Source organism: Klebsiella pneumoniae subsp. pneumoniae HS11286 (genome assembly GCF_000240185.1).
Lineage (GTDB): Bacteria > Pseudomonadota > Gammaproteobacteria > Enterobacterales > Enterobacteriaceae > Klebsiella > Klebsiella pneumoniae.
In genome coordinates this window covers 2379854-2401592 of sequence record NC_016845.1, presented here as the reverse complement: position 1 = coordinate 2401592, position 21739 = coordinate 2379854, and the positions used below count along the sequence as shown (strand labels likewise).

Here is a 21739-nt window from a genome sequence, read left to right as displayed (position 1 = left end):
ATTTTATGATTCATAAAAGAACTATTTATAGATATCACACGTAACACATTTGGAGATTTGCGATGCAGCAGTTAGCCAGCTACTTATCCGGCGCCTGGCAGACCGGCCGGGGCCGCGCCCGTACTATCCATCACGCCATCACCGGCGCAGCGCTTTGGGAGGTGACCAGTGAAGGCCTGGATATGGCGCAGGCGCGCCGCTTCGCGATTGAGCGCGGTGGCAAAGCCCTGCAGGCGATGACCTTTATTGAACGCAGCGCGATGCTGAAAGCGGTGGCGAAACACCTGCTGGAGCAGAAAGACCAGTTCTACGCCATCTCCGCGCAAACCGGCGCCACTCGCGCCGACAGTTGGGTGGATATTGAAGGCGGTATCGGTACCCTTTTCACCTATGCCGGGCTCGGTAGTCGAGAATTACCGGACGATATCCTGTGGCCGGAAGACGAGCTCATCCCGCTCTCCAAACAGGGCGGTTTTGCCGCGCGTCATGTGCTAACCTCGAAATCAGGCGTCGCCGTCCATATCAACGCCTTCAACTTCCCCTGCTGGGGAATGCTGGAAAAACTGGCGCCCACGTGGCTTGCCGGTATGCCGGCGATCATTAAACCGGCCACCGCTACCGCCCAGCTCACCCAGGCAATGGTGAAAGCGATTGTCGACAGCGGCCTGGTGCCGGAGGGCGCCATCAGCCTGATTTGCGGCGGCGCGGGCGAGCTGCTCGACCACCTCGATAGCCAGGACGTGGTGACCTTTACCGGGTCAGCCGCCACCGGCCAGCAGCTACGGGCGCACCCTAACCTGGTAGCCAAATCCATTCCCTTTACCATGGAAGCAGATTCACTCAACTGCTGCGTGTTAGGCGAAGACGTCACTCCGGAGCAACCGGAATTCGCGCTGTTTATTCGGGAAGTGGTCCGCGAGATGACGGCGAAAGCCGGGCAAAAATGTACCGCTATCCGCAGAATCATTGTGCCACTGGCTCAGATTAATGCGGTTAGCGATGCACTGATCTCCCGCCTGCATAAAGTAACCGTCGGTGACCCTGCGCAGGAGGGCGTTAAGATGGGGGCCCTGGTTAATAGCGAACAGCGTCAGGACGTACAGGAGAGCGTCAATAAGCTGATAGCCGCTGGCTGCGAAGTACTGCTCGGTGGAGAGGCGGATCTCAGCGCGGCCGGCGCATTTTTCCCGCCGACCCTGTTGTACTGCTCACAGCCGGATGAAACGCCGGCGGTTCACGCCATTGAAGCTTTTGGTCCGGTGGCGACGCTGATGCCGTATCGTGACCGCCAGCATGCGCTGACGCTGGCGCGCGCCGGCGGCGGCAGTCTGGCGGGGACGCTGGTCACCGCCAGCGGCGAGCTGGCGCGCGAGTTTATCCTCGGCGCCGCCCGCGCCCATGGCCGTATTCAGATACTGAACGAGGCGTCCTCGGTCGAGTCAACCGGCCACGGTTCGCCGCTGCCGCAGCTGGTGCACGGCGGCCCCGGCCGCGCTGGCGGCGGAGAAGAGCTTGGCGGGCTGCGTTCGGTGAAACACTATATGCAGCGTACCGCGGTCCAGGGCAGCCCAACGATGCTGGCGACCATCGGTCAACAGTGGGTGCGCGGCGCCCAGGTGAACGAAGACCGTATTCACCCGTTCCGCAAATATTTCGAAGAGATTCAGCCTGGCGACAGCTTATTAACCCCGCGCCGAACCCTGACCGAAGCGGATATCGTTAACTTCGCCTGCCTGAGCGGCGATCATTTCTACGCGCACATGGACAAAATCGCCGCCGCCGAGTCGATTTTTGGCGAGCGGGTGGTCCACGGCTATTTCCTGATCTCCGCCGCGGCCGGGCTGTTCGTCGATGCCGGCGTCGGGCCGGTTATCGCCAACTATGGGATGGAAAACCTGCGCTTTATTGAGCCGGTCAAACCGGGCGACACCATTCAGGTTCGCCTGACCTGTAAGCGTAAAACGGTCAAACGTCAGCGCAGCGCCGATGAGAAAGCCACCGGCGTGGTGGAATGGGCGGTGGAGATTTTCAACCAGCACCAGCAGGCGGTGGCGCTGTATTCCATTCTGACCCTGGTGGCGCGTCAACACGGAGATTTCCCGGCGTGATAGCGAAAAATAGACCGCTGGCGCTCTGTTGGCCGACCCTTTAGCCATTGATACTGCAATCGGTTTGCAACGGTTTCGCCCCGGGAAGTCCTTTATGTTATCCGTGGCTTCAGCGCACATTGCGCTCCCGGTTAATCGTCTGCGTTATGCCTGGCATAGCGCAGGGAGCGCACAGGGGGCGGCCAGTCGCCGCTGCCCCCTGTACCCCCGGGCTAGGGCCAGCAAGAATGGTGAATAAATTACCGGCAGGCCGCACGGACCGTAGGCCGGGTAAGGCGTCAGCCGCCACCCGGCAAAAAAATCAGCGCTCGTTCTCAATGCCTCTGCGGAGGCATTTTTTACGCCCGTCTGGCAAAACTGACAAACAAGCTGGCAAAAGCAAACAAACGCCCCGGCGCCGCTGGCTGGTAGCTTAAGGATGACAAAGCCGACATTCGCAGCGGCAAGAGACAACACAACAATAAGATGAGGTCACAATGGCAAACGGCTTGAAATTTTCTCCTCGTAAAACCGCGCTGGCGCTGGCCGTGGCGGTGGTTTGCGCCTGGCAATCACCGGTCTTCGCTCACGGTAGCGAAGCCCACATGGTACCGCTGGATAAAACGCTGCAGGAATTCGGCGCTGATGTGCAGTGGGATGACTACGCGCAAATGTTCACCCTGATAAAAGACGGCGCTTACGTCAAAGTAAAGCCCGGCGCCAAAACGGCGATCGTCAACGGTAAATCCCTTGACCTACCGGTGCCTGTGGTAATGAAGGAAGGTAAAGCCTGGGTTTCCGATACCTTTATCAACGATGTCTTCCAGTCCGGTCTCGATCAGACCTTCCAGGTGGAAAAGCGCCCGCACCCGTTAAACTCGCTCTCGGCGGCGGAAATCAGTGAAGCGGTGACCATTGTCAAAGCCGCGCCGGAGTTTCAGCCGAATACCCGCTTTACTGAGATTTCCTTACACGAGCCGGACAAGGCGGCGGTATGGGCCTTTGCCCTGCAGGGAACGCCGGTCGATGCTCCCCGCACTGCCGATGTGGTGATGCTCGATGGCAAACACGTCATTGAAGCCGTGGTCGATCTGCAAAACAAAAAAATCCTTTCCTGGACGCCGATCAAAGGCGCCCACGGGATGGTGCTGCTCGATGATTTTGTCAGCGTGCAGAACATCATCAATACCAGCAGCGAATTCGCTGAGGTGCTGAAAAAGCACGGTATTACCGATCCTGGCAAAGTGGTCACCACCCCGCTCACCGTTGGCTTTTTTGATGGCAAAGATGGCCTGCAGCAGGATGCGCGTCTGCTGAAGGTGGTCAGTTATCTGGATACCGGCGACGGCAACTACTGGGCGCACCCGATTGAAAACCTGGTGGCGGTGGTCGACCTTGAAGCGAAGAAAATCATCAAAATCGAAGAAGGTCCGGTGATCCCGGTCCCAATGGAGCCCCGTCCGTATGATGGTCGCGACCGCAACGCCCCGGCGGTGAAACCGCTGGAGATAACCGAACCGGAAGGCAAAAACTACACCATTACCGGCGATACCATTCACTGGCAGAACTGGGATTTCCACCTGCGTCTTAACTCGCGCGTCGGACCAATTCTGTCAACGGTGACTTACAACGATAACGGCACAAAACGCCAGGTGATGTATGAAGGTTCCCTCGGCGGGATGATCGTCCCCTACGGCGACCCGGACGTCGGCTGGTATTTCAAAGCCTACCTCGACTCCGGCGATTACGGCATGGGCACCCTGACGTCGCCGATTGTTCGCGGTAAAGATGCGCCGTCAAATGCGGTACTGCTGGACGAAACTATCGCCGATTACACCGGCAAACCGACCACGATTCCAGGCGCGGTGGCCATATTCGAACGCTATGCCGGGCCTGAGTATAAGCACCTGGAGATGGGCAAACCCAACGTCAGCACCGAACGCCGGGAACTGGTGGTACGCTGGATCAGCACCGTCGGCAACTACGACTATATCTTTGACTGGGTGTTCCACGACAACGGCACCATCGGTATCGATGCCGGCGCCACCGGCATTGAAGCGGTGAAAGGCGTGCTGGCGAAGACCATGCATGACCCCAGTGCCAAAGAGGATACCCGCTACGGAACGTTGATCGACCATAATATTGTCGGCACCACTCACCAGCACATCTATAACTTCCGCCTCGACCTCGATGTGGACGGCGAGAACAACACCCTGGTGGCGATGGATCCTGAAGTGAAGCCCAACACCGCCGGCGGCCCGCGCACCAGCACCATGCAGGTGAATCAGTACACAATCGATAGCGAGCAGAAAGCGGCGCAGAAATTCGACCCGGGCACTATCCGCCTGCTGAGCAACACCAGCAAAGAGAACCGCATGGGCAACCCGGTCTCATACCAGATTATCCCTTACGCCGGCGGCACGCACCCGGCGGCGACCGGTGCCAAATTCGCCCCGGACGAGTGGATATATCATCGCCTGAGCTTTATGGATAAACAGCTGTGGGTGACGCGCTACCACCCGACAGAGCGATATCCGGAAGGGAAATACCCGAACCGTTCCGCCCACGATACCGGCCTGGGCCAGTACGCGAAGGATGATGAGTCGCTGACTAACCACGATGACGTCGTGTGGATCACCACCGGCACCACCCACGTGGCGCGCGCCGAAGAGTGGCCGATCATGCCGACCGAGTGGGCGCACGCGCTGCTCAAGCCGTGGAACTTCTTTGACGAAACCCCTACTCTGGGCGAAAAGAAAAAGTAATCTTAACCAGCGGTGAAATCCAGCAGGATCTTACCGCCTCTTCCCGGCTGGCCGGCGGCGGCAATCGCCGCCCGCCAGTCGTTCAACGCTATACGCTGGGCCGGCGGCTGGGAGGTCGTTGGCAGGCGCTGCCAGATTTCGTCGAACGCTGCCCGCCACGCCGCCACGCTGAGTGTCGGCAGCGCCTCCCGCAGATGAAACTTGCGCACCGTCGCGCTACCGCGCGTCTGGGTCAGCGGCCGCCCGGATAACAGCCCATAGGAGATGAGGGTCGACGACCCGGGCAGCACCGACAGCAGCGTATTCGCCAGTTCGCCGCCCACCGCGTCAAACACCAGATCGCTGTGCTGGCTGACCTTCTCCATCAGCGCCCGGTCGGTATCGAGGATCGGATAGATCCCGGCCTGTTCCAGGCGCGCCCGATGCTGCGGCGAGCGAATAATCCCGCTCACCGAGCGGGCGCCCATCGCCAGCGCCCACTGCCCCAGCAGACTGGCGCAGGAGGACGATGCCGCGGTCAGCACGAGGTGTTTTCCGGCAACCGGCCAGCGCTTGAGCATCAGCATCGCCGTCAGCGGATTGATATACCCGCGGGCGGCCAGCAGATCGTCAACTGCCGGCGGCACCGGCACCAGCCAGGTCTCATCCAGATCGATAAACCGCTGCCAGGTGCCGCCCCCGCGCAGGGGCAGCACCCGCTGGCCCGCGGCTAACCGGCTGCCGTATGGCGCGGCGACCACCTCGCCAAGGCCTTCATAGCCGGCGACGGCCGGCAGTCGGGTGCGGTGGCGATAGGCGCCGGTCACGGGGATCAGATCCGAAGGATTCACCGGGGCAAAGCGCATCCTGACCCGCACCCGTCCGCCCGCCAGCGGCGCCAGCGGCAGGCGTTTCAGGGTCAGCACGGCGGCCGGCGGCCCGTAGCGGTCATAAACAATGGCGTCGTTGAACATCGACTGGCTCCAGACAACGAAAGTCGGGATCATAGCAGATCCCGCTTCCAGTGGCTCGCACCCGCGCCAGCCCGGGTCAGCCCGGGCCATCGCTGGCCGCCGCCAGCAGCGGCACGATGATATCGCTGAGCGGCGTCGGAATGCCGTGCTGACGCCCGCGACGCTGCACCACGCCGTTACGAATATCCCACTCCAGCGGTCGGCCATTGAGGCGATCGATCAGAATAGAGGTGCTTAAGTCGGCAGGCGCCCGATGAAAGCCGGCGATAATCTCCTCCGGCACGCTGTCGCTCAGGGCGGCCCCTTCCGCCCGCGCCACCTGCAGGCATTCGCGCAGATAAGCCAGTCCGAGGGCAGTGATGTCCTCCCGGGCGAACATCCCGGCGCGTCGTCCGGTCAGCACCATCAGTCCGGCAACCGCGTTCTGCAACAGTTTGCGCCAGGCAACGGTGGTAAAATCAGCCGCCAGGTCCACCGCGCAGCGGGTTCCCGCCAGCGCCTGCTGCACTCGCTCTGCCCCCGGCAGATCCGGCAGCGTCAGGCGCGGCGTGGCGCGCAACCAGACAGAGGCATCGGCATCGCGCTGCGCCGGGAACCAGACCACCGACGGCAGCACCGTCGCGCCGCCGGTCAAGGGGGCAAACTGCTGGCGCTGCTCAACGCCGTTTTGCAGCACGCACACCACGGTGTCAGGGGAACACAGGGCCGTCAGCCAGGGGGCGATGGCCTCCGTCTGGGTGGTTTTCACCGCGACAAAGACCAGGTCGAAGGGGGCGGATATCGCCATCGGGTCGGTGTGCACCGGGCCGGGCACCACGATCTCACCCTCGTCAGTGCGCAGCACCAGCGCCGAATGGGCGGTACGCCCGCAGACCATCGGCGCCCTCCCCCTCTCAAACAGGGCGGCGGCAATCGTGGTGCCGATGGCGCCGGGACCAATTAGCGCAACCTTAGGAAATGCTGTCATGCCGAAGACCTCCTGATGATTCACCGCCCAGATTAGGCAAAGATTGCCCTCCACAGTAGCGAGAAAGACCGGAAGTCGGCAAGGGGCGCGTCGGGAAAGCCTTTCGCCTTCCCCGACGGAGGGCTAGTAGCGCACGCAGACGGATTTGGTTTCGCACCAGCCGTCGAGCCAGTCAGGGCCGAAATCGCGGCCGGTACCAGACTGCTTCATGCCGCCGAAAGGCAGGTTGGCGTCAATCAGGGTATGGCTGTTGACCCATACCGTTCCCGCCTGCAGACGGTCGGTGTAGTTCAGGGCCTGGGTCAGATCGCGGGTCCAGACGCTGGCGGTCAGACCAAAATCGCTGTCGTTGGCCAGGCGCAGCGCCTCCTCGCCATCGGCCACTCGCACCAGGTTCACCACCGGGCCAAAAACCTCCTCACGGCTGAGACGCAGTCCGGCGTCGGGGTTTACCACCAGCGTTGGCGGAATATAGTACCCTCCCGCATCTGGTCCGGCGCTGCCGCTGATGAGTTCTGCCTTCTGCTGGCGAGCCTCTTCGAGGTAGGCCGCCACCTTGTCGCAGTGGGCCCGGGAGACCACTGGGTTGATCTGCGCCGTCTCCTGCATCCCAGGCCCCACCTGCAGCGATTTCACCGCCTGCTCGAAGCCGCTGACCAGGGTGTCAAACAGCGGCGCTTCGATGTAGATCCGCGAGCTGGCGGCGCAGACCTGCCCCTGATTGAGGAAGCTTCCGGTCATCAGCCCCTCAATAACCCACTGGGGGTCGGCGTCTTTGAGCACAATCGCCGGATTCTTGCCACCCAGCTCCAGCGTCACGCGGGTCAGGCGGTCGGCAGCCACGCGGGCAATCTGTTTCCCGGTCGCCGTCGAGCCGGTAAAGCTAACCTTCGCCACCTGCGGATGGGCGGTCAGCGCCGCGCCGCAGCCGGCGCCGCTGCCGGTGACCACGTTGAACACCCCGTCAGGAATGCCCGCCTGGGTCGCCAGCTCCGCCACCCGCAGCAGGGTCAGCGGGGTGGTTTCCGAGGGTTTGATGACGATCGAACAGCCCGCCGCCAGGGCCGGCATGACCTTCCACATGCCGATCATCAGCGGGAAATTCCACGGAACGATGCCCGCCACCACCCCGACCGGCTCTTTTTTGGTCCACGCCTGGTAACGCGCCCCTTGCGGGAACGGGATCGAAACGTCCAGCGTCCGGCCGCTGATCTTGGTGGTCAGCCCCGCGGTGTAGCGCATCCAGTTCAGGGTGCAGCCGACCTCAAAGGCGCGGGAGATGGCAATGGATTTCCCCTGCTCGAGGGTTTCCAGTTGCGCCAGCTCTTCGCCGTGCTGCTCCACCAGATCGGCAAAACGCAGCAGGATGCGTTCACGGTCAGCCGGGGTGCGCCCGGCCCAGCGGCGATCGACAAAAGCGCGCCAGGCGGACATCACCGCCCGGTCGACATCCGCCGGGCTGGCGTCGGCGGTGGTGGCAATCGCCTGCCCGGTGGCCGGATCCCAGACGGTTAACCGGTTTTCGCTCTGCGCGGCGCAGGGGGCGCCGTCGATATACAGGCCATGCTGACGGTATAAAAACTGCTGGACGCTGGCAAGCAGCGCTATCTGTGAGGTGGACATACCCTTTCCTTATTCATCGCGGATAGTGCTTTCAGTCTATGTCTGGTTGGCGGTTGGCGCTTTTTTCTCTGTGACATTCGTTTGCGCCGCTGTGACAGTCGCCGCAATTCCGTCGTCTGCCCTCGCAGAAATGTGCCGCGGGTAATAGTTCTTTCATATACCCGCCATCGCGCCCTTGCCTGAGGCGACACAAATGCAACAATGCGGAAACATTGTTATTAGAGGAGAAGGGCGAATGATGACCACGGCAGAGGGAGGGCTGGCGTATCAGCGCTGGCTGGCGACGATCAATCAGGTCTGCGGCCATTTCGCCGCCCGGCCGTTGGAGGAGAGTTTCCACGGCGAGATTGACGCCCGCTACGCCGGCAGCCTCAAGGTCAGTACCGTCACCGCCGCCGGCGTCAATCTCTACCGCACGCGCAATGAGATAAAACGCGATAACGACGCCTGGTTCTATACCGTGTTTCAGCTCGCCGGCGAAGCCATCCTCGAACAGGACGATCGCCAGGTGACGCTGGCGGCAGGCGATATCACGTTAATCGACGCCGCCCGCCCATGCTCCATCGTCTGGCAGCAGACCTCGCGTCAGGCCTCGCTGCTGCTGCCGCGCCAGCGGGTGGCGCCCACAGGGGACATCACTACCGCCTGCCGGCTGGACAAATCTCTGCCAATGGTCCAGCTCAGCCAGCGACTGCTGCTGGAAAGCATGGGCGGCACGACGCTCTCCGCCAGCGAGAGCGAAGCCGCGCTGGAGGCGATCGCCTGCCTGTTGCGCCCGGTGCTGCATCAGCGCGATCCTGCCCCTTCCCGGCGGGAAAAGCAGTTTCAGAAGATTATTGCGTTAATCGATGCGTCCATTCAGTCGGAGCATCTGCGTCCGGAGTGGCTGGCCAGCGAGACGGGCATGTCGGTACGCAGCCTGTACCGGCTGTTTGCCGATCAGGGGCTGGTGGTGGCGCAGTATATTAAGAACCGGCGGTTGGATCTGTGTGCCCAGGCGTTACAGAATGTTCATGACGATGAAAAGCTGGCGGGGATCGGCTACCGCTGGGGCTTCAGCGACCACAGCCATTTCTCCACCGCATTTAAGCAGCGCTTTGGCGTCACCCCGGGGGAATACCGCAAGCGCTGTCGCTAATTATTTGCGCAGCCACTGGCCGTTCAATCCCTGGACGTACTCCCCGGGCTGCGCGCGGGCCACCAGCTTCTGCCCGGCCATTTTCGCCACTTCATCCACCGGCAGATTGTTGTCATCCGCCAGCTGCTGGTAGCTTTCGCTGCGCGCGGCGTTAATCTGCTTTACCAGCGCCAGCGTCTCTTTATCCTGACGCAGCGGCGCGAGATAGCCGTTCAGCGTCTCCCCCACTCGTCCCTGCTGGCGCGCTTCGCTCAGGGTCAACGCCAGCGCGGGCGCGCTGAGTAAAGCCAGCGTCAGCGCCGCGGTTAACAGTCGTTTTCTCATCGTCGCCTCAGAACAAATCGCTGCGGGATTTGAGCAGGTTTTCCACATCCTTATCGACCTTGATATGGATCTCATGCTCAATTTTGACATTCATATTGATGGTGATGGGCTCTTTCGACGCCGCGATTTCGATGCGCGGCGTACAGCCGGCGAGCAGCATCGACGCCGCCATGGCCAGTAACAGCTTCTTCATTTAGGTTCCTTACATGTCTTACCGTCCGTACAGCGCCGTACGGGCAGCGTAGCATTCTGCTCGAGCCACGCCTGTAAATTGTCGCCGAAGCGCAAACTGCGCCACAGGTCGAAAATATTCTCTTCATGAGCGTAGTTTAAATGCACGGTACTACTTTTCCCTTCCACCCGGCTGGTGCCGTTGATGCTGGCCTTAAGCGTCAACACGCCCAGATTATCGAGGTTAATCTGCGTCCACGAGCGGGAGATTTCCATATAGCGCAGCCAGTTAATCGCCGCCCCGGCGGAGACGTTATCCGCCACCAGCGCATCGGCGGTGTCTTTATCCAGCCGCAGGGTCATCGGTCCGTCATTGCGCAGCCAGCCGTCGTGGATGATCCATTGATTATTCTCCAGCCACAGCGGCAGCGCGCCGCTCACCGCGCCGGACATGGCGAACTGTTTCACCTTGACGGCGCTGGTCAGTTCGCTGCTGGAGATATGCTGCAGGCGGATCAACGCCGGGTCGCGCTGCGGCATACGCAGCTGCAGCAGTGTCAGTTTCCCGCCTAACAGATCGACGCTGACGTCGCTGAGCTGCAGCGGATTGGCCTCGCTCCACGGCCAGGTGCCCTGCAGGTCCGCCGTCAGATTACGCGCTGTGACCTGGTTGACGATTTCGCCAATGCGCAGGGAGACCGGGCGGCGGGTGCCCAGCTGCCAGTGACCGTCGCTGAAGCGGAACGGCAGGACGAAGTCGACGCCGTTGATCTGGTTATCCGGCATCCAGGCGCTGCCGCCCTTCAGGACGCCATGGCCGCCCGCCTCAAATCCCTGCCCAGCTGCCGCCGAGAAGGCCACCTGCGCGTAGAGACTGCCTTCGCGCAGGTTCATCTTCCAGTCCGGCGGCACCAGCGGCTGGAACACCGTTAGCGACTGTTTTGGCCACCACGCCTGGCCGCGCAGCCGTTCGCCATCCCAGCCGCCCGGACAGACGCACCGGACCGATAGCCTCGGCATGCAGGGCGCCGGTGAACTGGAACCACGTCGGGTCCCGACCGTCGAGAGCGAATTTCAGCGTTGAGGCCGGGAGATAGCTGCCGCCGGAGAAGGTGGTTTTGGCGGCGTCCAGCGACAGCGCGCCGGTCAACCGCGGATGCTCAGCATCGCGCAGCCAGCGGATCGGCTGCTCGAGGGTCAGACGCGGGGTGCTGACCCGCATTGTGCCGTACTCAAGCTTATCGAAGCCGGTGGAAAGGCTGCTCAGGGTAATAGCATTGTCGCGCCACTCCCCGCCTGCCCTTCACATCCCAGCGCGCCTGCATCGGGGTAAAATGTCCCTCGCCCCAGTAGCGCCACCTGCCAGCGGCCGCTGTCGGGCAGAAAATCGCTCGCCTGACCGTCCAGATGCAGCGTAAAGTCGCCCATCTGCTGCTCATGGGCGCGAAGGATCGCCTGCAGGCGGCCATCGACGCCCTGCTGAGTGACCTTAACCCCGGCCAGCGGCCAGCGGATTTCGTCAATATTCAGCGCGTCGATCACCCGCCCGCGCGAGCGCAGCAACGCACCGGGGTGAAAAGCCAGCTGCGGGCTGATCAGCGGCCCGCTGAGCTGAGCCGGCAGCGCCGCGTATAGTATCATCTCCCCCAGCTTGGCCTCACCGGTGAGCCGCAGCGGCAGATCGCTGTTATCCATGCTCAGCTTGCCCGGACCAATATTCAGTACCGCATTGCCCTTCCCGGCATGCCCCTCGGTGAGAACATTCAGGCGACCGCTGACGATCATCTGTTCGGTGCCCTGCTGCCAGTTACCCACCGACAGCGCCACCCGCCCGCGCAGCGGATACGCCTCGTAACGGGTGCGCCAACGGCCGTCGCTGATGGTGATCCGCTCCGGGGTGATCTCCCACGGCAGGTCCAGAATAGGCTCTACCTCACCCCGCGGGGTGACCAGCAGCTGGCCGCGATTGTGCTGCCACTCGAGCTCAGCATCGATCCATTCCGCAGTCTGCGGGAATTCGAAGGTGCCCTGCATCTGGCCGTCGACCGGCAGACCATCCGGCACCAGCGGCAGATGGAAGGTCCCCACCAGCTTCACCGGCGGCTGATCGTCAGTCAGCCGGGCGCTGAACTGGCTGACGGTGAGCGCCTGGCCGCGCAGGCGCGCCTGCAGACTCAGTTCCTTCCCGGCAAAGCCGATATCCTGCTGCGCAGGCGTTAATGACATTACCAGCCGCCCCTGCCATTTCTCCCACGGCGACAGCCGCAGATTGTCAATGGTTAACCAGCTATAGGGCAACATCGATTGCCATTCGGCAAGCGTGCGCGGTGAACCGGGAGAGGGATCGCTGGCCGGCAGTTTGCTCAGGCAGGCGCTGTTGATCTCCAGCTGGCCAATATGCAGCCGCCAGCGGCTGGGACGCGAGAGACGGGCATCGGTCACCCGGGCGATTTCACAGTCGCCCACCAGATAACGCAGATCGGGGATCAGCAGGGCCGACCGCGTCAGGCGCGGGCTCTCCTGCAAAGAGATACGCGTGCCCACGGGCAGCCAGATGCCCGCCAGCGTCGGCACCCAGTGGGTTAGCGTCAACAGCAGGGTTAGCGGCAATAACACCAGAACTAACACCAGCGCGATGGCGGCTTTATATTTACCCTTCATGGGCAGTTAATATCCTGATTCAACATAAGTAAAAGCCGAAAGGCGTCCATTGTGACACGTTCGACCAGTGAGTGAAAGTTTACGGCCTGTTAAAGCATAGTTGCCAGCCGGACTCGCGGCGCGACGTTCGGCCATTATCATTTAACTGTTGTTTAAGTCGCCCCTGCCACACTCCAGCCAGACGGGAATAGCTTGCGGGAGAGGCGGTGTCGTTAATTATCTCGCTCATAGAGAGCGCACAGGACCACTATCCATGGGTATTGCTGATTGTTTTTCTGCTTACCTTCACTAAATCCTGCGCATTGGTCTCGCTGGCAATCCCCGGCACCTCCGGCCTGCTGCTGCTGGGGACATTCGCTTCCGCCAGCCTCGGACATTTCCTGTTAATGTGGTCCAGCGCCAGCCTCGGCGCCATCGGCGGATTCTGGCTATCGTGGCGGCTGGGCATTCGCTACCGTCATCGCCTCACCCATCTACGCTGGCTGACCGCCGAGCGTCTGGCCCGCAGCCGCCTCTTCTTTCAGCGCTATGGCCCGTGGGCTATCTTTTTTCAGCCGCTTTCTCTCTCCCCTGAGGGCTACGCTGCCCTTCGTTAGCGGCGCCAGCAGTCTGCCGCTGTGGTCGTTTCAGCTGGCTAACGTCAGCTCCGGTCTGCTGTGGCCGCTTCTGCTGCTCGCCCCCGGCGCTTTCAGCCTCAGTTTGTGGTGAAAAAACTTTGTCTTTCAAAGAGATTCCGCAAGTCCGCGATATGCTCTAGAATTAGGATTAGCACCCTCTCATTAAACTATTTTTTAATAATTGTACGTTTATTTTAAATATGCTACCGTGACGGTATAATCACTGGAGAAAAGTCTTATGAAAATCGCGGTTTATAGTACGAAGCAGTACGATAAAAAGTACCTGCAGCACGTTAATGATGCATACGGCTTTGAACTGGAATTCTTCGATTTCCTGCTGACAGCGAAGACTGCCAAAACCGCCAACGGTTGCGAAGCGGTATGTATCTTCGTCAATGACGACGGCAGCCGCCCGGTGCTGGAAGAGCTGAAGGCCCACGGGGTGAAATATATCGCCCTGCGCTGCGCCGGGTTTAACAACGTCGACCTTGAGGCGGCAAAGGAGCTTGGCCTGCGCGTCGTGCGCGTTCCAGCTTACTCTCCGGAAGCGGTCGCTGAGCATGCGATCGGTATGATGATGTCGCTCAACCGCCGCATCCACCGCGCTTACCAGCGTACCCGCGATGCCAATTTCTCCCTCGAAGGCCTCACCGGCTTCACCATGTACGGCAAAACCGCCGGGGTGATCGGCACCGGGAAAATTGGCGTAGCGATGTTGCGGATCCTTAAAGGCTTCGGCATGCGCCTGCTGGCGTTCGACCCGTACCCAAGCGCCGCCGCGCTGGAGCTGGGGGTAGAATATGTTGACCTCGCCACGCTGTACAAGGAATCGGACGTGATCTCCCTGCACTGTCCGCTGACCGACGAAAACTACCACCTTCTCAATCGCGAAGCCTTCGATCAGATGAAAGACGGGGTGATGGTGATCAACACCAGCCGCGGCGCCCTGATCGACTCTCAGGCGGCCATCGACGCCCTGAAGCACCAGAAAATTGGCGCGCTGGGGCTGGACGTTTATGAGAACGAACGCGATCTGTTCTTTGAAGACAAATCCAACGACGTGATCCAGGACGATGTCTTCCGCCGCCTCTCCGCCTGCCATAACGTGCTGTTTACCGGCCACCAGGCGTTCCTCACCGCCGAGGCGCTGATCAGCATTTCGGAGACCACTCTGGGTAACCTGCAGCAGGTCGCCAACGGCGAAACCTGTCCAAACGCCATCGTCTGACGCCTTTCCCTTTTGTGCTCCTCTTCCGGGGGGAGCACATTCAGATAATCCCCACAGATCCCTGCTGCGATACCGTTACACTGGCTTGGTTTTATTAGTTATGTGAATGTTTTGGAGTGAAAATGAACAAATTTGCGGCGCTTCTGGCGGCAGGTATGCTGCTGTCCGGCTGTGTCTATAACAGTAAGGTGTCCACCGGTGCGGAACAGCTGCAGCATCATCGCTTCGTGCTGACCAGCGTCAACGGCCAGGCGGTCAACGCCAGCGACCGGCCGCTGGAGCTAAGCTTCGGTGAGAAGATGGCTATTACGGGCAAGATGTATGTATCCGGCAATATGTGCAACGGCTTTAGCGGGGAAGGTAAAGTGTCGGACGGCGAGCTGAAGGTCAAATCGCTGGCGATGACCCGGATGCTGTGCCACGATGCCCAGCTCAATACCCTGGATGCGACGATCGACAAGATGCTGCGCGAGGGTGCGCAGGTCGATCTGACGGAAAACCAGTTGACGCTGGCGACCGCCGACCAGACGCTGGTCTATAAGCTCGCCGACCTGATGCACTAGCCGGCGTTGAGGTGCCGCTGACGCTGCCCCGCGACGGGGCCGCTGTTAGTAGCCGCAGCTGCCGCCCGCCAGCGCCTGCTCGCTGCAGCGTTTGCCGTTCGGCAGCGCGCACATGCCAATCGCCGAACCATCGAGCTGACGAGCCACCGATAACGAGCCGCCTATCATGGCGCAGTTGGCCTGACCGGCGTCGCTCATCGCCGCCCGCATTCCCGGCGTGACGTGCGCCGCCGTGGCCTGCTGAACGGGTTCACTACTGCACGCGGACAGCAACAGCGCCGCACATCCTACTAACATCGCAGCTCGCATTCTCTCTCCCCTCGGAAACGTCTTAAAAAAGCAAACCCCAGAATAATAGGCAGCGTGGCGGGCGGCGTCGAGAGGGGAAGTACGTATTTATGCGCCTCATTAACATTTTCTAGCAAATTTTCGCCTAAAGCTTGATCTGCCTCGGCCATGTCGCCCGGCGCAGGTGGTTCCTCTCCCGGCAGGCAGCCATTTTCTCCGCGAACCACGCAAAATATTGATCTGGTCACGGGTACCCGGCGCATTGAGGACACAAATGCAAAAATGGCGGGGTCAGCGGTTTGCTAAACTACCCCTTATATAATTACAGGGCGCGTCGCGGTTTCACGCGTCCATTCTTTTGCGCAATGTAAGGGTGTCTTCATATGATTACGATTGATGGTAATGGCGCGGTCGCTTCCGTCGCGTTTCGCACCAGTGAAGTTATCGCCATCTACCCGATCACGCCCAGTTCAACGATGGCGGAACAGGCTGACGCCTGGGCCGGCAATGGGCTGAAAAACGTCTGGGGCGATGTTCCCCGCGTGGTCGAAATGCAGTCGGAGGCGGGCGCCATTGGCGCCGTACATGGCGCGCTGCAAACCGGCGCCCTCTCCACCTCCTTTACCTCATCGCAGGGCCTGCTGCTGATGATCCCCACGCTGTACAAACTGGCCGGCCAGCTGATGCCGTTTGTGCTGCACGTCGCCGCCCGCACTGTCGCTACCCATGCGTTGTCTATCTTCGGCGACCATTCCGATGTCATGGCCGTCCGCCAGACCGGGTGCGCCATGCTGTGCGCCAGCAGCGTTCAGGAAGCGCAGGATTTCGCGCTAATCTCGCATATCGCCACCCTGCAAAGCCGGGTGCCGTTTATTCATTTCTTTGATGGTTTCCGTACTTCGCACGAAATCAACAAAATCGCCCCGCTGGCGGATGACACTATTCGCGCCCTGCTGCCGCAGGATAAGATCGCTGAGCATCGCCAGCGCGCGCTCAACCCGGAACACCCGGTGATCCGCGGAACCTCGGCCAACCCCGACACTTACTTCCAGTCCCGGGAAGCTACCAATCCGTGGTACGACGCGGTGTATGACCATGTCGAGAAAGCGATGGACGACTTCGCTGCCGCCACCGGCCGTCAGTACAAACCGTTTGAGTTTTGCGGCCACCCGCAGGCAGAGCGCGTGATCGTCATTATGGGCTCGGCCATCGGCACCTGTGAAGAGGTGGTCGATGAGTTGCTGAGTCGCGGCGAGAAAGTCGGCGTGCTAAAAGTCCGCCTCTATCGCCCGTTCTCCGCCGCCCACCTGCTGGCGGCACTGCCGGAGAGCGCCCGCGCGGTTGCCGTACTGGATCGCACCAAAGAACCCGGCGCGCTTGCCGAACCGCTTTACCTCGACGTGATGACCGCCCTGGCGGAAGCCTTTAACCGCGGCGAGCGCGAGACGCTACCGCGCACTATCGGCGGCCGCTACGGTCTCTCCTCCAAGGAGTTTGGTCCGGAATGCGTGCTGGCGATATTCAGTGAACTGCAGGCCGCCCAGCCGAAGCCGCGCTTTACCGTCGGGATCTATGATGACGTGACCAACCTGTCGCTGCCGCTGGGCGAAAATACCCTGCCGGCAGAGGCCAAGCTCGAGGCCCTGTTCTACGGCCTCGGCAGCGATGGCAGCGTGTCAGCCACCAAAAACAACATCAAAATCATCGGCAACTCGACCCCGTGGTTCTCCCAGGGCTATTTTGTCTATGACTCGAAGAAAGCGGGCGGCCTCACCGTCTCGCATCTGCGGGTCAGCGAAAAACCGATTCGTTCATCGTATCTGATTTCGCAGGCTGATTTCGTCGGCTGCCACCAGCTGCAGTTTATCGATAAATACCAGATGGCCGAGCGGCTGAAGCCCGGCGGCATTTTCCTGCTCAACACGCCGTACAGCGCCGATGAGGTCTGGTCCCGCCTGCCCCAGGAAGTCCAGGCCACCCTGAATCAGAAAAAAGCGCGTTTTTACGTGGTCAACGCGGCAAAGATCGCCCGCGAATGCAGCCTCGGGGCGCGCATTAATACCGTGATGCAGATGGCCTTTTTCCATTTAACCCAGATCCTGCCGGGTGATAGCGCGCTGGCGGAACTGCAGGCAGCCATCGCCAAAAGCTACAGCAGTAAAGGTCAGGAGCTGGTGGAGCGCAACTGGCAGGCGCTGGCCCTGGCCCGTGAATCACTGGCGGAAGTACCGCTCCAGCCGGTGAACGCCAGCAGTCCGAACCGCCCGCCGGTGGTCTCCGACGCCGCGCCGGATTTCGTCAAAACGGTCACCGCCGCGATGCTGGCCGGGCTCGGCGATGCGCTGCCGGTCTCTGCCCTGCCGCCGGACGGCACCTGGCCCATGGGCACCACCCGCTGGGAGAAACGCAACATCGCCGAAGAGATCCCCATCTGGAAGGAAGCGCTGTGTACTCAGTGCAACCACTGCGTCGCCGCCTGCCCGCACTCGGCGATCCGCGCCAAAGTGGTCGCCCCGGAAGAGATGGAGAACGCCCCTGCCAGCCTGCATTCGCTGGATGTGAAATCCCGCGATATGCGCGGGCAGAAATACGTTCTGCAGGTCGCCCCGGAAGACTGCACCGGCTGCAACCTGTGCGTCGAAGTGTGCCCGGCAAAAGACCGCCAGACCCCGGAGATCAAGGCCATCAATATGATGTCCCGCCTGGAGCATGTGGAAGAGGAGAAGGTCAATTACGAGTACTTCCTCAACCTGCCGGAAATCGACCGCAGCAAACTGGAGCGCATTGATATTCGCACCTCGCAGCTGATTAGCCCGCTGTTTGAATACTCCGGCGCCTGCTCGGGCTGTGGCGAAACGCCGTATATCAAACTGCTGACCCAGCTGTACGGCGACCGAATGCTGATTGCCAATGCCACCGGCTGCTCCTCCATTTACGGCGGCAACCTGCCCTCGACACCGTACACTACCGACGCCAACGGCCGCGGCCCGGCGTGGGCCAACTCGCTGTTTGAGGATAACGCCGAATTCGGGCTCGGCTTCCGCTTGACCGTCGACCAGCATCGCCAGCGCGTGATGCGCCTGCTGAGCGAATTCGCCGATAAACTGCCGGCAGAGCTGAACGCGGCGCTGCACGCCGAGGCGACGCCGGAAGATCGCCGTGAACAGGTGGCGGCCCTGCGTCAGGCGCTGGCCGGCGTGGCGGGTGCTGAAGAGCTGCTGACCGATGCCGACGCACTGGTGGAGAAATCCGTCTGGCTGATCGGCGGCGACGGCTGGGCTTACGATATCGGCTTCGGCGGCCTGGACCATGTACTGAGCCTGACGGAAAACGTCAATATTCTGGTGCTGGACACTCAGTGTTACTCCAACACCGGCGGGCAGGCGTCAAAAGCCACCCCGCTGGGAGCAGTGACTAAGTTTGGCGAGCATGGCAAACGCAAGGCGCGTAAAGATCTGGGCGTCAGCATGATGATGTACGGTCATGTTTATGTGGCGCAAATTTCGCTGGGCGCGCAGCTGAACCAGACGGTAAAAGCGATTCAGGAAGCGGAAGCCTATCCGGGGCCATCGCTGATCATCGCCTATAGCCCTTGCGAAGAGCATGGCTACGATCTGGCGCTCAGCCACGACCAGATGCGTCAGCTGACCGCCACCGGCTTCTGGCCGCTCTACCGCTTCGACCCGCGTCGAGCAGATGAAGGCAAGATCCCCCTGGCGCTAGATTCCCGTCCGCCATCAGACGCGCTGGCCGAGACGCTGCTTAATGAGCAACGTTTCCGCCGCCTGAACGCCCAGCAGCCTGAAGTGGCGGAGCAGCTATGGAAAGACGCCGCCGCCGATCTGCAGAAGCGCTATGACTTCCTCGCCCAGCTGGCTGGCAAAGCGGAGAAATCGCCAAGCGAAGGTTAACCGCCCCGTCACCTTTGTCCATAAAAAAAAGCCCGAACACAACGTTCGGGCTTGTCGTTTTACCGATAAACAACATCATTCCGCAGAATGAGACGGCAACAATAAATTATTGGCATGACAATAAAGGCATATAACGCGCAAATAATACGTGATTAGCCCGGGCATGTATAATTTTTATTTTGTATATTATCTATAAATGCATTCAGCATAATTATCACCATTTCATTGGTATTATTTATTTTAGATTTTACTTATATCGTAACAATTGAGTCTTACCGGATCTCAGACCGCTCCTTTAGCATGAGTTCACTTCCCACCCGGAAGTTAAAACATAAAAACAGTTAAAGGAATTTCTTCATGAAAAGAAAAGTACTGGCCCTCGTTATTCCGGCTTTATTAGCCGCCGGTGCCGCGCATGCGGCGGAAATTTATAATAAAGACGGGAATAAATTAGATCTCTATGGCAAGGTAGATGGTCTGCATTATTTCTCCAGCGACTCGAAAAAAGACGGCGATCAAACTTATTTACGTTTTGGCTTTAAAGGCGAAACCCAGATCAACGATATGCTTACCGGCTATGGCCAGTGGGAATATAACGTTCAGGCCAACAACACCGAGACCTCCAGCGATCAGGCGTGGACCCGTCTGGCATTCGCCGGTATCAAAGTGGGCGATTACGGCTCCTTCGACTACGGTCGTAACTACGGCGTGCTGTACGACGTTGAAGGCTGGACCGATATGCTGCCGGAGTTCGGCGGCGACTCCTACACCTATGCGGATAACTTTATGGCAGGCCGCGCCAACGGCGTCGCAACCTACCGCAACAGCGATTTCTTCGGTCTGGTGGAGGGTCTGAACTTCGCCCTGCAGTATCAGGGTAAAAACGAAGGCCAGAACGCGCAGGATATCAACGTCGGCACCAATAACCGCAGCAGCGACAGCGATGTTCGCTTCGACAATGGCGATGGTTTCGGCCTCTCCACTTCCTACGACTTCGGCATGGGTATCAGCGCGGCGGCAGCTTACACCTCGTCTGACCGTACAGGCGACCAGCAACACTATACTCACACCGAACGATACGCCAAAGGCGACAAAGCGGACGCCTGGACCGCCGGCCTGAAGTACGACGCCAACGATATTTACCTGGCGACCATGTACTCTGAAACCCGCAATATGACGCCATACGGCTCTACCAGCAGTACCAACGGTGGCGGTATCGCCAATAAAACGCAAAACTTCGAAGTCACCGCGCAGTATCAGTTCGACTTCGGCCTGCGTCCGGCCATCTCCTACCTGCAGTCCAAAGGCAAAGATCTGTACAATAACGGCCGCTATGCCGATAAAGATCTGGTCAAATATATGGACGTTGGCGCGACCTATTACTTCAACCGTAATATGTCCACCTATGTTGATTACAAAATCAACCTGCTGGATGGTAACGACAAATTCTACGAAGACAACGGTATCTCTACCGATAACATCGTCGCCCTGGGCCTGGTTTACCAGTTCTGATGCGCCTGCCCGCCGGTTCCGGCGGGCTTTCCCCCTCCCGCCTCGCTGCAGATAAAACAAAACGCTATATCTCGCGGACTAAAATAGCCGTCCGTTTAATGATATAGTCATGGCCAGTCAGTGCTTGCCCGAGGACGTCCATCATGCACCACCATCCGGTAAAATCTTCCCGAATTATCTCCGTCGCCTACGATGACGCCTCCGCCACACTGGAAATCTATTTCTATCACCAGCCGCCATTACAATATACCGGGGTCCCACCGCGTATTTTTCATGATTTTTTACAGGTGGTGTCAAAAGGCCGGTATTATGACGGGGTGATCAAAGGAAAATTTCCCGAACGCAAGCTACGTTAATGTCAAAGTGTGACTGCGGTCATGATACAAAACGTGCCCTAATACCGTACAATATGAAGGGATACTTAAACAGGAGGTTTTATGAGCAGAATGATTCTTGTCCCTATCGATATCTCTGATAAAGAATTTACTGAACGCATTATCAGTCACGTTGAATCGGAAGCGCGGATTGACGACGCCGAGGTGCATTTCCTCACCGTGATCCCTTCTCTGCCCTATTATGCCTCACTGGGAATGGCCTATACCGCTGAGCTTCCCGGCATGGACGAGCTGCGTGAGGGTTCTGAAACGCAATTGAAAGAGATCGCGAAGCAGTTCTCCATCCCGGAAGACCGGATGCATTTTCACGTCGCGGAAGGATCGCCAAAAGATAAAATCCTTGCGCTGGCCAAGTCGCTGCCAGCCGACCTGGTGATCATCGCTTCGCACCGACCGGATATCACAACTTATCTGCTGGGCTCCAACGCCGCCGCGGTGGTTCGTCACGCCGAGTGCTCGGTACTGGTGGTCCGCTAACGCCGCAGCCCGCCGCCCGGCGGGCTTTTTATTTCCGCATCAGCCGCCCCCGCCTGGCT

19 protein-coding genes are annotated in these 21739 nt (G+C 60.0%); 10 read left to right on the top strand and 9 right to left on the bottom strand.

What is annotated here, in order from left to right; all coding sequences use genetic code 11:
- The first annotated feature begins 62 nt into the window (after positions 1 to 62).
- Both KPHS_23680 and KPHS_23670 read left to right on the top strand, forming a co-directional pair.
- Positions 63 to 2108, top strand: a complete 2046-nt coding sequence (locus KPHS_23680; RefSeq protein ID YP_005226668.1) for a bifunctional aldehyde dehydrogenase/enoyl-CoA hydratase — start codon at positions 63 to 65, stop codon at positions 2106 to 2108.
- Positions 2109 to 2584: 476 nt separating this feature from the next.
- Entirely contained in the window at positions 2585 to 4852 is a 2268-nt protein-coding gene (locus KPHS_23670) for a tyramine oxidase (protein ID YP_005226667.1), read from the top strand.
- A gap of 2 nt (positions 4853 to 4854) precedes the next feature.
- Here KPHS_23670 and KPHS_23660 read toward each other — a convergent pair whose 3' ends face one another.
- The 3 genes from KPHS_23660 to KPHS_23640 form a co-directional block, all read right to left on the bottom strand.
- Complete coding sequence (locus KPHS_23660) at positions 4855 to 5838, bottom strand: putative oxidoreductase (RefSeq protein YP_005226666.1); 984 nt, start codon at positions 5836 to 5838, stop codon at positions 4855 to 4857.
- A gap of 43 nt (positions 5839 to 5881) precedes the next feature.
- The gene (locus tag KPHS_23650; protein ID YP_005226665.1) at positions 5882 to 6772 is read right to left on the bottom strand and encodes a 2-dehydropantoate 2-reductase; all 891 of its coding nucleotides are present in this window, start codon (positions 6770 to 6772) and stop codon (positions 5882 to 5884) included.
- Positions 6773 to 6895: 123 nt separating this feature from the next.
- Positions 6896 to 8395, bottom strand: a complete 1500-nt coding sequence (locus KPHS_23640; protein YP_005226664.1) for a phenylacetaldehyde dehydrogenase — start codon at positions 8393 to 8395, stop codon at positions 6896 to 6898.
- A 235-nt stretch (positions 8396 to 8630) separates the two neighbouring features.
- Here KPHS_23640 and KPHS_23630 point away from each other — a divergent pair, with 235 nt between their 5' ends.
- Positions 8631 to 9533 (top strand): DNA-binding transcriptional activator FeaR, encoded by a 903-nt coding sequence (locus KPHS_23630; protein ID YP_005226663.1) that lies wholly within the window; start codon positions 8631 to 8633, stop codon positions 9531 to 9533.
- Here the strand turns inward: KPHS_23630 and KPHS_23620 are convergent, their stop codons facing one another.
- The 5 genes from KPHS_23620 to KPHS_23580 are packed head-to-tail and all read right to left on the bottom strand — an operon-like array spanning position 9534 to position 12689.
- Complete coding sequence (locus KPHS_23620) at positions 9534 to 9857, bottom strand: YdbL family protein (protein YP_005226662.1); 324 nt, start codon at positions 9855 to 9857, stop codon at positions 9534 to 9536. It lies immediately after the preceding gene.
- A 7-nt stretch (positions 9858 to 9864) separates the two neighbouring features.
- Entirely contained in the window at positions 9865 to 10050 is a 186-nt protein-coding gene (locus KPHS_23610; RefSeq protein YP_005226661.1) for a YnbE family lipoprotein, read from the bottom strand.
- Complete coding sequence (locus KPHS_23600; protein YP_005226660.1) at positions 10047 to 10889, bottom strand: YdbH domain-containing protein; 843 nt, start codon at positions 10887 to 10889, stop codon at positions 10047 to 10049. The genes KPHS_23610 and KPHS_23600 overlap by 4 nt, the downstream gene beginning before the upstream one ends.
- A complete protein-coding gene (locus KPHS_23590; protein YP_005226659.1) occupies positions 10855 to 11250 on the bottom strand; it encodes a hypothetical protein in 396 nt (131 codons plus the stop codon). The genes KPHS_23600 and KPHS_23590 overlap by 35 nt, the downstream gene beginning before the upstream one ends.
- 41 nt (positions 11251 to 11291) lie before the next feature.
- Positions 11292 to 12689, bottom strand: coding sequence for a hypothetical protein (locus tag KPHS_23580; protein ID YP_005226658.1), 1398 nt, complete (start codon positions 12687 to 12689; stop codon positions 11292 to 11294).
- 206 nt (positions 12690 to 12895) lie between these two features.
- On the opposite strand from KPHS_23580, the gene KPHS_23570 reads away from it, so the two are divergent.
- The 3 genes from KPHS_23570 (at position 12896) to KPHS_23550 (ending at position 15097) form a co-directional block, all read left to right on the top strand.
- Positions 12896 to 13285, top strand: coding sequence for a hypothetical protein (locus KPHS_23570; protein YP_005226657.1), 390 nt, complete (start codon positions 12896 to 12898; stop codon positions 13283 to 13285).
- A gap of 259 nt (positions 13286 to 13544) precedes the next feature.
- Positions 13545 to 14534, top strand: coding sequence for a D-lactate dehydrogenase (locus KPHS_23560; protein ID YP_005226656.1), 990 nt, complete (start codon positions 13545 to 13547; stop codon positions 14532 to 14534).
- A gap of 116 nt (positions 14535 to 14650) precedes the next feature.
- Positions 14651 to 15097 (top strand): heat shock protein hslJ, encoded by a 447-nt coding sequence (locus KPHS_23550; protein YP_005226655.1) that lies wholly within the window; start codon positions 14651 to 14653, stop codon positions 15095 to 15097.
- Positions 15098 to 15142: 45 nt separating this feature from the next.
- On the opposite strand, the gene KPHS_23540 is transcribed toward KPHS_23550, so the two are convergent.
- Positions 15143 to 15307 carry a putative lipoprotein gene (locus KPHS_23540; protein ID YP_005226654.1) on the bottom strand — a complete coding sequence of 55 codons (165 nt, stop codon included), beginning with the start codon at positions 15305 to 15307 and terminating at the stop codon, positions 15143 to 15145.
- Positions 15308 to 15768: 461 nt separating this feature from the next.
- Between KPHS_23540 and KPHS_23530 the strand changes: the two genes are divergently transcribed.
- The 4 genes from KPHS_23530 (at position 15769) to KPHS_23500 (ending at position 21680) form a co-directional block, all read left to right on the top strand.
- Complete coding sequence (locus KPHS_23530) at positions 15769 to 19296, top strand: putative oxidoreductase, Fe-S subunit (protein YP_005226653.1); 3528 nt, start codon at positions 15769 to 15771, stop codon at positions 19294 to 19296.
- A gap of 357 nt (positions 19297 to 19653) precedes the next feature.
- Positions 19654 to 20808 carry an outer membrane pore protein N, non-specific gene (locus KPHS_23520; RefSeq protein YP_005226652.1) on the top strand — a complete coding sequence of 385 codons (1155 nt, stop codon included), beginning with the start codon at positions 19654 to 19656 and terminating at the stop codon, positions 20806 to 20808.
- Between the two features lie 143 nt (positions 20809 to 20951).
- The gene (locus KPHS_23510) at positions 20952 to 21164 is read left to right on the top strand and encodes a KTSC domain-containing protein (protein YP_005226651.1); all 213 of its coding nucleotides are present in this window, start codon (positions 20952 to 20954) and stop codon (positions 21162 to 21164) included.
- Between the two features lie 81 nt (positions 21165 to 21245).
- The gene (locus KPHS_23500) at positions 21246 to 21680 is read left to right on the top strand and encodes a universal stress protein UspF (RefSeq protein YP_005226650.1); all 435 of its coding nucleotides are present in this window, start codon (positions 21246 to 21248) and stop codon (positions 21678 to 21680) included.
- Positions 21681 to 21739 lie beyond the last annotated feature (59 nt).

What these genes read in the sequence shown, in the direction of transcription:
- KPHS_23680 (YP_005226668.1), top strand. Translation starts at nt 63, where the DNA reads ATGCAGCAGTTAGCCAGCTACTTATCCGGCGCCTGGCAGACCGGCCGG.
- KPHS_23520 (YP_005226652.1), top strand. Translation starts at nt 19,654, where the DNA reads ATGAAAAGAAAAGTACTGGCCCTCGTTATTCCGGCTTTATTAGCCGCC.
- KPHS_23590 (YP_005226659.1), bottom strand. Translation starts at nt 11,250, where the DNA reads ATGCGGGTCAGCACCCCGCGTCTGACCCTCGAGCAGCCGATCCGCTGG.
- KPHS_23640 (YP_005226664.1), bottom strand. Translation starts at nt 8,395, where the DNA reads ATGTCCACCTCACAGATAGCGCTGCTTGCCAGCGTCCAGCAGTTTTTA.
- KPHS_23530 (YP_005226653.1), top strand. Translation starts at nt 15,769, where the DNA reads ATGATTACGATTGATGGTAATGGCGCGGTCGCTTCCGTCGCGTTTCGC.
- KPHS_23540 (YP_005226654.1), bottom strand. Translation starts at nt 15,307, where the DNA reads ATGCGGGCGGCGATGAGCGACGCCGGTCAGGCCAACTGCGCCATGATA.
- KPHS_23580 (YP_005226658.1), bottom strand. Translation starts at nt 12,689, where the DNA reads ATGAAGGGTAAATATAAAGCCGCCATCGCGCTGGTGTTAGTTCTGGTG.
- KPHS_23500 (YP_005226650.1), top strand. Translation starts at nt 21,246, where the DNA reads ATGAGCAGAATGATTCTTGTCCCTATCGATATCTCTGATAAAGAATTT.
- KPHS_23610 (YP_005226661.1), bottom strand. Translation starts at nt 10,050, where the DNA reads ATGAAGAAGCTGTTACTGGCCATGGCGGCGTCGATGCTGCTCGCCGGC.
- KPHS_23560 (YP_005226656.1), top strand. Translation starts at nt 13,545, where the DNA reads ATGAAAATCGCGGTTTATAGTACGAAGCAGTACGATAAAAAGTACCTG.
- KPHS_23630 (YP_005226663.1), top strand. Translation starts at nt 8,631, where the DNA reads ATGATGACCACGGCAGAGGGAGGGCTGGCGTATCAGCGCTGGCTGGCG.
- KPHS_23650 (YP_005226665.1), bottom strand. Translation starts at nt 6,772, where the DNA reads ATGACAGCATTTCCTAAGGTTGCGCTAATTGGTCCCGGCGCCATCGGC.
- KPHS_23660 (YP_005226666.1), bottom strand. Translation starts at nt 5,838, where the DNA reads ATGATCCCGACTTTCGTTGTCTGGAGCCAGTCGATGTTCAACGACGCC.
- KPHS_23670 (YP_005226667.1), top strand. Translation starts at nt 2,585, where the DNA reads ATGGCAAACGGCTTGAAATTTTCTCCTCGTAAAACCGCGCTGGCGCTG.
- KPHS_23620 (YP_005226662.1), bottom strand. Translation starts at nt 9,857, where the DNA reads ATGAGAAAACGACTGTTAACCGCGGCGCTGACGCTGGCTTTACTCAGC.
- KPHS_23510 (YP_005226651.1), top strand. Translation starts at nt 20,952, where the DNA reads ATGCACCACCATCCGGTAAAATCTTCCCGAATTATCTCCGTCGCCTAC.